The 12988-nt window shown below is 42.4% G+C and carries 12 protein-coding genes; all 12 read left to right on the top strand.

Annotated elements, in window-relative coordinates; genetic code table 11:
• Nucleotides 1–6 precede the first annotated feature (6 nt).
• The 12 genes from ABES03_RS20680 to ABES03_RS20625 all read left to right on the top strand — a co-directional run bounded on the left by ABES03_RS20680 (nucleotide 7) and on the right by ABES03_RS20625 (nucleotide 12853).
• On the top strand, nucleotides 7–780 hold the full coding sequence (locus tag ABES03_RS20680; RefSeq protein WP_430120217.1) for an IclR family transcriptional regulator: 774 nt from the start codon (nucleotides 7–9) through the stop codon (nucleotides 778–780).
• Nucleotides 781–796: 16 nt separating this feature from the next.
• Entirely contained in the window at nucleotides 797–1570 is a 774-nt protein-coding gene (locus tag ABES03_RS20675; protein ID WP_430120215.1) for an SDR family NAD(P)-dependent oxidoreductase, read from the top strand.
• Between the two features lie 21 nt (nucleotides 1571–1591).
• Complete coding sequence (locus tag ABES03_RS20670; RefSeq protein ID WP_430120213.1) at nucleotides 1592–2542, top strand: fumarylacetoacetate hydrolase family protein; 951 nt, start codon at nucleotides 1592–1594, stop codon at nucleotides 2540–2542.
• A gap of 63 nt (nucleotides 2543–2605) precedes the next feature.
• Nucleotides 2606–3619: a C4-dicarboxylate TRAP transporter substrate-binding protein gene (locus tag ABES03_RS20665; RefSeq protein WP_430120211.1), complete on the top strand. Its 1014-nt coding sequence runs from the start codon at nucleotides 2606–2608 to the stop codon at nucleotides 3617–3619.
• 119 nt (nucleotides 3620–3738) lie between these two features.
• Nucleotides 3739–4269, top strand: coding sequence for a TRAP transporter small permease (locus ABES03_RS20660; protein ID WP_430120209.1), 531 nt, complete (start codon nucleotides 3739–3741; stop codon nucleotides 4267–4269).
• A complete protein-coding gene (locus ABES03_RS20655; protein WP_430120207.1) occupies nucleotides 4266–5549 on the top strand; it encodes a TRAP transporter large permease in 1284 nt (427 codons plus the stop codon). Before ABES03_RS20660 ends, ABES03_RS20655 begins: the two co-directional genes overlap by 4 nt.
• A gap of 58 nt (nucleotides 5550–5607) precedes the next feature.
• Nucleotides 5608–6510 (top strand): fumarylacetoacetate hydrolase family protein, encoded by a 903-nt coding sequence (locus ABES03_RS20650; RefSeq protein ID WP_430120205.1) that lies wholly within the window; start codon nucleotides 5608–5610, stop codon nucleotides 6508–6510.
• Between the two features lie 26 nt (nucleotides 6511–6536).
• On the top strand, nucleotides 6537–6842 hold the full coding sequence (locus ABES03_RS20645; RefSeq protein ID WP_430120203.1) for a UxaA family hydrolase: 306 nt from the start codon (nucleotides 6537–6539) through the stop codon (nucleotides 6840–6842).
• A complete protein-coding gene (locus ABES03_RS20640) occupies nucleotides 6829–8001 on the top strand; it encodes a UxaA family hydrolase (protein ID WP_430120201.1) in 1173 nt (390 codons plus the stop codon). The genes ABES03_RS20645 and ABES03_RS20640 overlap by 14 nt, the downstream gene beginning before the upstream one ends.
• 24 nt (nucleotides 8002–8025) lie before the next feature.
• The gene (gene gucD, locus ABES03_RS20635) at nucleotides 8026–9492 is read left to right on the top strand and encodes an alpha-ketoglutaric semialdehyde dehydrogenase GucD (RefSeq protein ID WP_430120305.1); all 1467 of its coding nucleotides are present in this window, start codon (nucleotides 8026–8028) and stop codon (nucleotides 9490–9492) included.
• A gap of 579 nt (nucleotides 9493–10071) precedes the next feature.
• Nucleotides 10072–11082 carry a LysM peptidoglycan-binding domain-containing protein gene (locus ABES03_RS20630; protein WP_430120199.1) on the top strand — a complete coding sequence of 337 codons (1011 nt, stop codon included), beginning with the start codon at nucleotides 10072–10074 and terminating at the stop codon, nucleotides 11080–11082.
• Nucleotides 11083–11152: 70 nt separating this feature from the next.
• Nucleotides 11153–12853 carry a pyruvate oxidase gene (locus ABES03_RS20625; protein WP_430120197.1) on the top strand — a complete coding sequence of 567 codons (1701 nt, stop codon included), beginning with the start codon at nucleotides 11153–11155 and terminating at the stop codon, nucleotides 12851–12853.
• Nucleotides 12854–12988: the final 135 nt, after the last annotated feature.

Here is a 12988-nt window from a genome sequence, read left to right as displayed (position 1 = left end):
GATGACATGGAAAAAAAATATTGGGTGCCTGCAATAGAGCGTGTCGATAAAATCTTAGAGATTATCGCCCATCATCCAGAGAAATATCGGTTAATTGATTTTTCAAATGAACTTAACATCAATAAAAGCTCGATGTTTTCCCTATTAAACACGTTAGAGGCCCTCAATTGGGTTAAGAGAGAGAAGGATGGTACCTATTCACTTGGCATAAAACTAGGGATCCTTACGCCTTATTACTTTAAACAATTTGATCTTATACCTACCTTTAATTTGGAAGCGCATACAACCAATAAACGATTGGATGAAACGCTTCAGCTCTCGATACTCGATGGAACCGAAATTGTCTATCTGGCAAAAAAAGAAGGCACATCCGCTGTGAGAGTGTCTACAGACCCGGGAATGAAATATCCAGCCCATGCAACGGCCATGGGGAAGGTTCAACTCTCTCAATATACAAAGGAAGAATTGAAAGCGCTATATCGCGAGGAAAGCTTAAAGCCTAAGACCCCGTATACCATTACAAAAGTTGATGAGCTATGGGAACAAATCGAAAGTATTAAAGAAAATGGAGTAATCACTGAGTGCCAAGAGGCAGTGGAAGATTTCTATTGTGTGGCAGCCCCCATCTTTAATCACGAAAACCGAATCGTTGCTTCTGTTAGTGCAACCATTCTCCTTTCAAAATGGGAGGAAAAGAAAAAAATTGCCGAAGCAGAGATTATCGATCTAGCTAGAAGGATTTCTTTGAAAGCGGGCTTTGTGACTCCAATTAAATCTTAAAGGAGGTGGATACATAATGAGGCTAACAAATAAGGTGGTTTTAATTACTGGAGGAGGCTCTGGGATAGGAAAGTCTACCTCTATCCTATTTGCTAAAGAGGGTGCCCATGTCATCGTCAATGATTTATCACGTGATGCTGGAAATGAGACAGTACAAGAGATTATCGAAGCAGGTGATCAAGCGACTTTCATACAAGCGGACGTTACAGATGCAAAAGAAGTAGAACAAATGGTTAATCAAGTGATTCAAAAAGTAGGAAGGATCGATGTTCTTTTTAATAATGCAGGTGTTTCTGGTGTTGGAGCTGTTCATGAAACAAGTGAAGAGTTATGGGACCAGGTCGTCAATGTCAACATGAAAGGTGTCTTTCTTCCCTGTAAATATGTGTTACCGCATATGATGCAGCAGCATGGCGGAACCATCATAAATATGTCTTCCTGTATTGCAGAAATGGGACTGGCTCGCAGGGCATCCTATTCGGCAACAAAAGGAGCCATACTTTCATTAACCAAATCCATGCAAGTCGATTATGCTCCATACAACATTAGAGTCAATGCTCTTTTACCAGGTACCATTCTCACTCCATTTGTAGAAAAATATTTGCAATCATCCTACGAGGATTATGAAGAAGGATTAAACAGTATTAAGAAAAGACAATTAAGTGGTGATTTAGGACGTCCTGATGATGTGGCAAAAGCCGCCCTTTTCCTAGCTTCTGAAGATTCTAGTTTTATGATGGGGTCGCCTTTGTATATCGATGGCGGGGTAACCTTTGGAAAGATGGCTTAAAACATGTAGGAGGTAAAAAATTTGAAACTAGTAAATTTTAAAGTACACACAAGTGACAAGCTTAGATTTGGTGTAAAAACAGATGCCGGCATTTTAGATATTGAAAAGGCTTGGGAAGCAGCGAAAGAAAAAGAACCTCATGATATCCCACTTACTTTAGAACAATGGCTACAATCAGACGAAGACTCCAAGGAATTTTTCCAACAATTTGTTCACTCGTACAAGAATCAAGGTGAACTTACCTACCAAGAGCACAGCTTAGAAATTACCCCATGTGTACCGAAGTCAGCAAAAATTATTTGTGTTGGTTTGAATTATCGCAAACATGCAAAAGAATCCAATATGGATGTCCCTAAAACACCTATTTTATTTAACAAATTTAGCAATTCTCTTGCTGGTCACAATGAAAAGGTGGAGCTTCCAGCAGATTCAAAGCAGGTTGATTTCGAAGCAGAGCTTGGAATCGTTATTGGTAAAAAGGCAAAAGGTGTTTCAAGAGAACAAGCCTTGGATTACGTAGCCGGCTATTGCAATGCCAATGATCTTTCTGCCAGAGACCTTCAATTTCGCACCAATCAGTGGCTCTTAGGAAAAAGCTGTGATGGATTTTGTCCTGTTGGACCATACTTAGTCACTGCAGATGAAGTAGGTGACCCGAATCAATTAAAAATTGAAACGATTGTAAACGGTGAAGTAAGACAATCCTCTAATACCTCTGACATGATTTTTTATTGTGATGAGCTAGTAAGCTATATTTCTACCTATATGACGTTAGAGCCAGGTGACCTCATTATCACTGGGACACCTGAAGGAGTCATTCTTGGTCTTCCGCAAGAAGAGCAGGATTGGTTAACAGATGGGGATGAGGTAACAATTAAGATTGAAAAACTAGGTGTGTTAACCAATCAGCTTATCTTTCCGCGTTCAGCCTTTGAAGAGCGAGGAAAACCAGTAACTAGCCAACGGGTTTAATGTTTAATAGTTAAAGATGTAAGTGATTACAATTCATTTAATTTTTCCATTGGGGGGAGAAAGATGTTAAAAAGGGGTTCAGCATTTCTATTGGTGTTATGTTTTTGTATTTCGATGGTGTTAGCTGGGTGTGGAAAAGAAAAGGCAAACAGTGATTCAAAGGAACAGAAAGTGTATACCGTTAAAATCGGTTATGAAAATCAACCAGGAGAGCCGATTGATTTAGCCGCAAAGGAATGGAAGAGGCTTGCGGAGGAAAAAAGTAAAGGGAAAATTAAAATTGAACTGTATCCTAGTTCACAGCTTGGTTCAAAGCAGGACGTAATTGAACAGATGAAAACGGGTGCCAATATTGTGCATATTGCGGATGCGAGCTTTTTAATGGACTATGTTCCTGATATTGGAATTCTCTCTGCACCCTATTTAACTGACAGCTATGAGGACCTATTTAAAGTAACAGATAGCGAGTGGTTTAAAGGGCTAGAAAAAGACTTACAAGGAAAAGGAATCCATATTGTCACCACAAAATGGATTTATGGTGACCGTCACCTAATCACGACGAAACCAGTGAAGGAACCAAAGGATTTAAAAGGGATGAAAGTGCGTGTTCCAAGTAATCCATTATCTATTAAAATCATGGAGAAAATGGGGGCTACGGCTACTCCACTTCCACTTGGAGAAGTATATCCTTCTATTGCTCAAGGTGTGATCGATGGTATGGAAAATCCGCTCCCTGTTATTTATGGTTCTAAGGTCTACGAGAAGGCGAAATATGTTTCTTTAACTGGCCATACCAATATGATTATTCAATGGCTCGCCGGCCAGTCCTATATTGAAACACTACCCGATGACGTAGTGAAGGTTCTAAAGGAAACTGGTGATGAAGCAGGGAAGTTCATGGGTGAGAAAGTTAAAGAATCAGAGAATACTGTATTGAAAGATTTAAAGGGTGCAGGGGTAAAAGTAATTGAGCCAGACAAGGCAGCCTTCAAAGAAGCCACTAAAGAAGTATATAAAGAAATGACAGACTGGAGCCCTGGATTATACGATAAGATTCAAAAAATCATAAAAGAATAATACGAGGGTCCTAATTTTTACATGAACAGGTGGGAGGGAAACGAAGTTCCCTTCCTACCACCAAGAAAATTTTTTCATGATTCTGCTATACATAGTCTGACAAAGGGGTGACTGTACAGATGTTAAAACGATTGGGGCGTTGGGTGATTCATTTAGACAGCGTTTTCGCTTCCATATCCCTTATTTTAATCATTAGCGTGGCCGTTGTTGGGGTTTTTATGAGGTTTGTATTAGGTGAGCCCTTAAAATGGACAGAAGAGATGATCTTAGCCTTATTTGTTTGGTTTACATTCCTCGGTTCCAGTGTGGTTGAAAGGGAAAATGGACATGTGGGAATTGAGTATTTTGTGGAAAAACTTAGACCTTCTTTGAAAAAAGCCGTCCTTTTGTTTAGGGACATTCTACTTACTTTCATCAATTTATTTGTTTTTATTTACTTAGGTAGCCAACTAGCAGCTCAAGCTTCAACTAGATTAACTCCCGTTTTACGAATCAGTTATATCTACATTGATGTTGCAGTGGTATTAAGCGGGGTTTTCTCTGCTATCCATATCATTTCCCGAATTAGCAAGTGGAAGAATGAATTAAAATCCACTGCGAATCGAATCAACGAATTTCAGACTACATCACAGGAGGAGGCGAATCTATGACAGTCGCTATCACTTCCATCTCCTTACTTACTTTGTTTTTGATAGGTATTCCCGTTGCTTATGCTATTATCGGAAGCTGTTTACTCTATTTTTTACTTTCACAGCAAGTAGAACCTATGCTTCTTGCTCAACGAATGATAGCAGGAATTGAATCTGTTCCACTTCTAGCTATCCCGTTTTTTGTCGTTGCAGGTGTGTTAATGAACTATACAGGCATTACACGTAGAATAGCTGATTTTGCTGAAACCATCACCGGGCATCTTCCTGGAGGATTGGCTCAGGTAAGTATTGTGCTAAGTACGATTATGGGAGGGTTATCCGGATCAGGTTTAGCCGATGCTGCCATGCAAGCGAAAATGATGCACCCACAAATGCTTAAGAAGGGATATGCTCCAGGATTCTCTGCATCTGTCATTGGTGCTTCATCTCTTATTACTCCTTTAATTCCTCCTGGTATTGGGATGATTTTATATGGTTATATCGGCAATGTTTCAATTGGGAAGCTTTTCATGGCAGGTGTTTTGCCTGGATTGATGACTTGTCTTCTTATGATGGTTGCTGTCCATATCGTATCCAAAAGAAGAGGGTACCTTCCAGTGAGAGAAAAGATGGCACGTCCTAAAGAGGTTGCCATTGCTTCAAAGAATGCGATTCTCGCACTATTGCTGCCAGTGATCATCATCGGTGGGATTCGTATCGGTGTATTTACTCCAACAGAAGCTGGAGCGGTAGCGATTGTATATGCGTTATTCATTGGTTTTGTTTTTTATAGAGAAATGAAACTTCCTCATTTAAAAGACGCTCTGAAAGAATCGGTATTCACATCTGCCTCCATTTTAATCATTATTGCAGCAGGTTCTGCCTTTGGTTGGATTCTTACATGGGAAAGGATTCCGCAAATAGCAACTGAGTACGTAACTGACATGGTGAGCACACCAATTGCTTTTCTCCTTATCTTAAATATCTTCCTCTTAATCTTAGGGATGTTTATTGAAGGAAACGTGGCAATTGTTATTTTAACCCCATTAATTATACCGATGGGTCAGGCTTATGGAATTGATCCTGTTCATTTAGGAATGATTTTCTTATTTAATATTGGGATCGGGACCATCACCCCACCATTAGGGACGGCTATTTTTACCGTTTGTTCGACAGCTAATGTAAAAATAGAGGAGTTTCTAAAAGAAGTTATCCCATTTTACGTGGTCCTAATCATCGCGTTATTACTTATCACATTTGTACCAATCATATCCATGTGGTTACCAGGATTATTAATGTAACGGATCGCAGTCTTGTATCTATGATCCAAAGAATTTAGATAAAAAAGGAGAATGAGCTATGCGGGTTATTCGATACGAAAATGAAAAAGGCCTCCCAGTTTTGGCTGCTTTAACGGAACAATCTGAGGTTTATAATCTTTCATATAAAGGCTTTATGGAGTTAGTTGAATATGCTCAAAATACGAATCAAACCCCTTTGTCTCTTCTTCAAGAAGTGATAAAAGATGAACAGCCAGAAAAGCTGAAAGTAGAGGAACTCACTTTACTGGCGCCGATCGAGGCTCCTGAAGTTTGGGCTGCAGGTGTCACCTATGAAAGAAGTAAAGATGCTCGTAATTATGAGGCAACAGCTGGAAAAATGGATGCTAGTACTTTTTATGACAAGGTGTATGACGCAGAACGCCCAGAACTTTTTATGAAATCTACTGCTGCTAGATTAGTAGGACCTAATACCGAAGTGTATATACGTAGTGATTCGACTTGGCAAATTCCTGAACCAGAGCTAGGACTGGTGATTAATAAAACAGGGGACATCCTAGCTTATACGATTGGAAATGATATGAGCTCCCGGGATATCGAAGGTGAAAACCCACTATATCTTCCTCAGGCAAAAATCTGGAAGCATTCTTGCTCTATTGGACCAGCGCTTCTTTTAGCAGACGCGGTTGAAAATCCATACCAGCTTGATATCCATTGTAGAATTTTTCGAAACGGTCAAAAGGTGGTAGAAGGTTTCGCCAATACGAATCAATTAAAAAGAAAATACGATGAATTAGTCTCTTATCTTTTAAGAGATAATGAGATCTTTGATGGAACTGTGCTATTAACAGGGACTTGTATCGTTCCGCCAAACGAATTTACGTTACTGGATGGCGATTTAATAGAAATAGAGATTCCTGGCATAGGCGTGCTGAGTAACCCTGTGAAAGCGCCGGTAAATAAACAGGCTGCTCTTTATTAATCTTTTGAAGAAGGAGCGATTACAAGATGGATAGTACCTATAAAGCTGTGATGATTAAACCACAAGATAATGTGGCAACCGCACTGGAATTTATTCCGGCAAATGTGAATGTTACCCTCACTTGTCAGGATAAGCAGGTTACGGTAAAAGTACTCAAAGATATTGAGTTCGGTCATAAGTATGCTGTTACGCTCATTCCAAAAGGGACGAATATCGTAAAATATGGCGAAGTGATTGGAAGATCCATAGAGGACATTCAAGCGGGAGATCATGTTCATATTCATAATATTGAAGGTATACGCGGAAGGGGTGACCAAGTTGGAATTAACTAATAATAAATTTTGGGGATACCGAAGACCGGATGGAAGAGTGGGGGTCCGTAACCATGTGTTAATTTTACCTACTATTACCTGTGCTACTCAAGCAGCCAAACAGATTACGGAATTGGTTCAGGGAACGGTATCGTTTATCCATCAGCATGGGTGTGCGCAAGTTGGAGTTGATTATGAGCAAACGTTTCGTACATATGTGGGAATGGGTGCCAATCCGAATGTATACGGAGTGGTGGTCTTAGGTCTTGGCTGCGAAACTCATCAAGCGAGAAGTGTGGCAGGGGAACTAGCAAAAACCAATAAACCTGTAAAAGTGGTATCTATTCAAGACCATGGCGGGACGTTATCGGCGATTGCTGAGGGAGCCAAGATTGCAGCGCAAATGGTACAAGATGCTTCGGCGCAAATGAAAGAGCTATGTGATATTAGTGAACTGATTATTGGAACAGAGTGTGGTGGCTCCGATGCGTGTTCGGGTTTATCTGCCAATCCTGCGGTTGGGTTTGTCAGTGATATGATTATTGACCGCGGCGGTACAGCTATTTTAGCAGAAACGACCGAGTTAATTGGGGCGGAGCATTTATTAGCCGAACGGGCAGTCGATGATAAAATTGCCAAAAAAGCGTATCAGATTATCCATGCGATGGAAAATCGCTCTTTGCAAATGGGTGTGGATATTCGTACGGGGAATCCTAGCCCAGGAAACAAAAGGGGCGGTCTGAGCACACTTGAGGAAAAATCGTTAGGTGCAGCTACAAAAGCTGGAAGCAAACCTTTACAAGAGATTATTGACTATGCAGAGCCTCCTACTAAAAAAGGGTTGGTTTGGATGGATACCCCAGGGCACGATATTGAGCAGATGACAGGAATGGTAGCTGGCGGCGCTCAAGTGGTTCTTTTTACGACAGGCAGGGGGACACCAACTGGCTCTCCTATTGCTCCTGTTATTAAAATATCAACCAATACGGGGATTTTTGAACGAATGTCAGAGAATATTGATATGAATGCGGGAACGATTATTGAAGGAAAAGAATCGATTGATTCAGTCGGCCAGCGGATTTTTGATGAAATTATTCACGTATCTTCAGGCAAATTAACCAAGGCTGAAATTTTGAAACAACACGATTTTGGGATTTGGAGAATTGGACCAACTTTTTAATAAACAGGAGAGGGGAGAGTAATGATGCAAACCATTTTTAAAGCAGAAATTCATAAAAACCTTATTAATAATGAGTGGGTGGAGTCACAATCAAAAGAAACGATTGAAAGCATTAATCCTGCCAACAAGGAGGAGGTCGTGGGCTTCGTTCAAAATTCTACCAAGGAAGATTTGAACCGCGCGGTGGAAGCTGCGAATCAAGCAAAGAAAATGTGGCGTAAGCTTGGTCAAGCGGCACGAGGACAGTTGTTATTTAAAGCAGCTAATATCCTTGAAGAGAATCTTGATGATGTCGCTGAGACGATGACAAGGGAAATGGGAAAAACACTTCCTGAGGCGAAAGGGGAAACTGCCAGGGGAGTGGCGATTCTTCGCTATTATGCAAGTGAAGGCATGCGTAAAGAGGGTGACGTCATTCCTTCTTCTGATAAAGATGCGTTAATGTTTACCAAACGGGTTCCCCTTGGGGTGGTAGGTGTCATTACTCCATGGAATTTTCCAGTAGCCATTCCGATTTGGAAAATAGCGCCGGCTCTTGTATACGGAAATACGATCATATTAAAACCAGCAACAGAGGCTGCAGTTACTGCTGCTAAGGTAGTGGAATGTTTTGTAAAAGCGGGGTTTCCTGAAGGGGTTCTTAACTTTATTACTGGATCAGGGTCTGTCATTGGTCAGGGGTTAATTGAACATCCTTTATTAAATGCAATTACCTTTACGGGCTCGGAAGGCGTAGGTAAAAATGTAGCGAAAGTGGCAGCTGATCGAGGCATTAAATTTCAGTTAGAAATGGGCGGGAAAAACCCAGTTATCGTAAGTAAGGATGCCAATCTTGATATGGCGGTCGAAGCTGTCCTTAGTGGTGGGTTCCGTTCGACTGGACAAAAGTGTACGGCATCTAGCCGGGTAATTGTGGAAGAGGCTGTTTATGATGAATTTAAAGAGAAGCTGATACATGAAGCCAAAAAAATAACGGTGGGTAATGGGTTACAAGCCGGGATTTGGATGGGGCCTTGTGCAAGTGAGAGCCAATTTAAGACTGTACAATACTATATAGAAAAAGGAAAAGAGGAAGGCGCTTCTTTGGTATTAGGTGGAGAAGTGCTAAAAGGGGACGAATATGACAACGGGTTCTATGTTTCTCCAGCTATATTTGAGAATGTAAAATCACATATGGCGATTGCCCAAGAAGAAATCTTCGGTCCTGTCATTGCTTTAATCAAAGCGGCTTCGTTTGAAGAAGCGATTGAGATTGCAAATGATACGAAATATGGATTGAGTGCCTCTATCTTTACATCCAACATCCAATCTTTGCTCCGATTCGTAGATGATATCGAAGCGGGCTTGGTAAGAATCAACGCTGAAAGTGCCGGTGTAGAACTGCAAGCACCATTTGGTGGCATGAAAGCATCCAGCACAGGCTCCCGCGAACAAGGAGAAGCGGCAAAAGAATTCTTTACTGCTATTAAGACTGTGTTTATAAAAGGATAGTATGAGTTTGGGGACAGTCCCCCGGCGCTTTAGCGCAGCGGGGGACTGTCCCTCTTTTTGTGAATTTTCAAAAATCATTTTCTTGTCCAAGTGGAAAATGATAGAATGGAGGAGCAACTGAATATTGTTAGGGTGGGTGGTTGTCAGTCTTCTTTCCTTCTTATGGTTTCTTTATTAGGAAAGGGGGTGATAATCATAGAGATCTTTCTTGAATTTATTCTTGAGGTTCTGAAGGGGATTGTGCGGGAAGTCATCGCTTATATCTTTCGTAGGAACATACTTGAACACAAGAAAACCACCCTACGCCGTCGGAAGGTAGAGGGTGGTTCTCAAAGAAAATAACTTTGTAGGACAACCATCCCCTTGACGGGTCGGTTGCAAGGGAGAAGTGTTGGAGCACTTCTCCTTTTTTAGTATATATCTATTATACACAAAATATTTCTGTTATAAAAGGGGACAGTCCCGCGGCGCTTTAGCGCAGGGGGGGACTGTCCCCATTTTTATTATCTTTTGCATAATTTTTCATTCTGTTTTTCAGACTATTAAATAGCAATAAATGAATAATGAAAGGATTATGAGATGCGAAAATTTTGGGTGTCTTTATTTTGTTCCATTCTTTTACTAGCGATGAATGAATCTCCTGCCTCTGTTTCTGCTGCGGGTGGTGACTTTCGCAATATTTATGATGTGAAAGCAGGAGATACGTTATGGGGAGTATCCGTCAAGTATGGTACGACGGTGGAAGAACTAAAAGCGAGCAATGGCTTGGTATCGGATTTATTGTTAGTTGGTCAGAGATTGTGGGTCCCACCGATGTATGAAGTCGTAGCGGGGGATACATTGTGGAAGATTGCTGCTGCTTATAATTCGACTGTCCCGCTAATTGTCACAACCAATGGCCTTTCGTCCGATTTAATTTTGGTGGGACAAAAATTGAAGATTCCACAAAAGCGATTGGCGATGCAGGGGCAGTATATTTTGATGACTAGAGATGAGTTTAAGGATTGGTTGTTTCACAATCGATTCACCAGAAAGATAGGAAAGATTCAGGAGCATCATACCTATCAGCCTTCTTACAAGAGCTTTAATGGCTCCAATCATTTCGGCTTGTTGAAGGGCATGGAGGAGTACCATGTCCAGGAGATGAAATGGAAGACGATTAGTCAAAACTTAACGACCTTTCCAGATGGAAAGGTAGCAGTTTGCCGTCCGATTAACATGGCTCCTGAAGGCTCGTTTGCGTTCCAAAATCCAGCCGTGCGAGAAGCGATAGAATCGGACTCGCTGACCATTGAAAATGTGGGGAACTTTGATCAAGGGGGCGATGGGATGACGGATGCACAAAGGGAAACGATTGTGACTGTCGCGGCCGTGCTGAGTATGAAGTTCGGTTTAACCCCTTCGGTTGACACGATTACCTATCATCACTGGTGGGATATGAACACAGGAGAACGAGTGTTAGATAACAGTGCTGGACACTCGGTGAAAACATGCCCCGGGACAGGTTTCTTCGGAGGGAACTCCACTGAGAGTGCCAGAACAAACTTCTATCCTCTTGTGTTAAAGAAAATGCAAGAGCTTCGTCAATAAGGTGAAGGGACAGTCCCCCGCTGCTTTAACGTAGTGGGGGACTGTCCCCAAATTAAAGGGGGTTTCAAACATGTTTAAGCCAACTGCTGGGGAGAAGTTGATTGAGTTATTGATTGAGTGGGGTGTGGATCATATTTATGGGATGCCAGGTGATTCAATCAACTCGATTATTGAACCGCTTCGGAAAGCGCAGGACAAGATAAAGTTTATTCAGGTTCGGCATGAAGAAGCAGGGGCGCTTGCTGCTGCGGCTTATGCAAAGTTGACCGGGAAGATTGGGGTTTGTACCGCGATTGCCGGTCCTGGTGCGATTCATCTTTTAAACGGATTATATGATGCGAAGCTTGATAAAGTACCCGTGCTAGCACTGACTGGACAAGTGGAATCCGATTTGTTAGGGACGGATTCCTTCCAAGAGGTAAACCTGGAGCGGATGTTTGATGATGTGGCGGTCTACAATCAGCGGATTATGTCGGCTGAACAGCTTCCGGCCGTCGTAAATCAAGCGATCCGTACAGCCTATGCCCGCAAAGGGGTGGCAGTCCTGACCATTCCGGATGATATACCGCGGTTTGAGGTAGGAAAGGAAGCGCGTGTGACCTCTAGTTTTACAGCCCAGCAGGAAATTCTTCCGTTGAAGGAAGATTTACAGAGAGCGAAGGAATTACTTCATGCTGCTGGGAGGCCTGTGATTCTTGCTGGAAGAGGAACACATGGCATTCGGGAGACGTTGCTCGGGTTTGCGGAAAAGATGGCGGCACCGATTGTGTTGACCTTGCCGGGTAAGGGGGCCATTCCGGATAAACACCCATACTGTTTAGGCGGACTGGGCTTGATTGGGACAAAGGCTGCCTATGAAGCGATGCAGGAAACGGATTTGCTTTTAATGATTGGAACTTCCTTTCCGTTTACGGGCTTTTTGCCAGATCATGCAAAGACGATTCAAATTGATATCGATCCCTACCAAATTGGGAAGCGGTATCCTGTGGATGTGGGATTGGCTGGTGACGCAGGCTTGACGATTGATTGGTTGATAGAAAATGTCCGTGCGAATGAGAATCGCGAATTTTTAGAAGCATGCCAGGAGACGATGAAAAATTGGTGGAGCCGATTGGAAAAACAGGAAGAGGTCGACACTATTCCAATCAAGCCGCAGCGTGTGATTCGTGCCTTGCAGGAGGCTGCAGAAGAGGATGCGGTGTTGTCGGTGGATGTAGGAAATGTGACGGTATGGATGGCTCGTCATTTTCATATGACCCATCAAAAAATGATTATCTCCAGCTGGCTCGCGACACTGGGTTGCGGACTTCCGGGGGCGCTTGCCGGGCAGATAGCGTATCCAGATAAACAAGTATTTGCGATCTGCGGTGATGGTGGATTTGGAATGACGATGAATGATTTCGTCACGGCTGTGAAGTATCAACTTCCAATTGTCGTTGTGGTGTTAAACAACCATAAGATTGCGATGATTAAGTTTGAACAAGAGGTCATGGGGAATATTGAATTTGGAACGGATCTGCAGAATCCGAACTTTGCTAAGTATGCTGAGGCGTGTGGCGGGGTTGGTTACCGTGTGGAGCGTCCAGAGGACTTAGGACCAGCCTTCCATGAAGCGGTGAAACAGCGTAAGCCTTGTATCATTGATGTGGTTGTTGATGCAGATGAGGCGCCAATGCCAGCCAATATCACCTTCGCTCAAGCGGCAGGCTACACGAAACACATGCTTAAAGTGTTGTTCGAAGAAGGAAAAATTGATCTGCCACCATTGTGATTTTTGGGGACAGTCCCCCGTTGCGCTAAAGCGCCGGGGGACTGTCCCTCGTACGTATTTCGTGATTATCGCGGTCCTCTATACCCATATTTTGTCCAGTCCCATTTTTCTCTCGCTGGATATACTTTCATCGGG

The sequence above is a fragment of the Neobacillus rhizosphaerae genome (assembly GCF_050477885.1).
Classification (GTDB): Bacteria; Bacillota; Bacilli; order Bacillales; family Cytobacillaceae; genus Neobacillus; species Neobacillus rhizosphaerae_A.
The sequence above is the reverse complement of the archived record's forward strand: the minus strand, read 5'-3'. Positions and strand labels throughout refer to the sequence as shown.

Coding starts and splice junctions, on each gene's coding strand:
- ABES03_RS20680 (WP_430120217.1), top strand. CDS start 7: ATGGAAAAAAAATATTGGGTGCCTGCAATAGAGCGTGTCGATAAAATC.
- ABES03_RS20675 (WP_430120215.1), top strand. CDS start 797: ATGAGGCTAACAAATAAGGTGGTTTTAATTACTGGAGGAGGCTCTGGG.
- ABES03_RS20665 (WP_430120211.1), top strand. CDS start 2,606: ATGTTAAAAAGGGGTTCAGCATTTCTATTGGTGTTATGTTTTTGTATT.
- ABES03_RS20660 (WP_430120209.1), top strand. CDS start 3,739: ATGTTAAAACGATTGGGGCGTTGGGTGATTCATTTAGACAGCGTTTTC.
- ABES03_RS20655 (WP_430120207.1), top strand. CDS start 4,266: ATGACAGTCGCTATCACTTCCATCTCCTTACTTACTTTGTTTTTGATA.
- ABES03_RS20650 (WP_430120205.1), top strand. CDS start 5,608: ATGCGGGTTATTCGATACGAAAATGAAAAAGGCCTCCCAGTTTTGGCT.
- ABES03_RS20645 (WP_430120203.1), top strand. CDS start 6,537: ATGGATAGTACCTATAAAGCTGTGATGATTAAACCACAAGATAATGTG.
- gucD (WP_430120305.1), top strand. CDS start 8,026: ATGCAAACCATTTTTAAAGCAGAAATTCATAAAAACCTTATTAATAAT.
- ABES03_RS20630 (WP_430120199.1), top strand. CDS start 10,072: ATGCGAAAATTTTGGGTGTCTTTATTTTGTTCCATTCTTTTACTAGCG.
- ABES03_RS20625 (WP_430120197.1), top strand. CDS start 11,153: ATGTTTAAGCCAACTGCTGGGGAGAAGTTGATTGAGTTATTGATTGAG.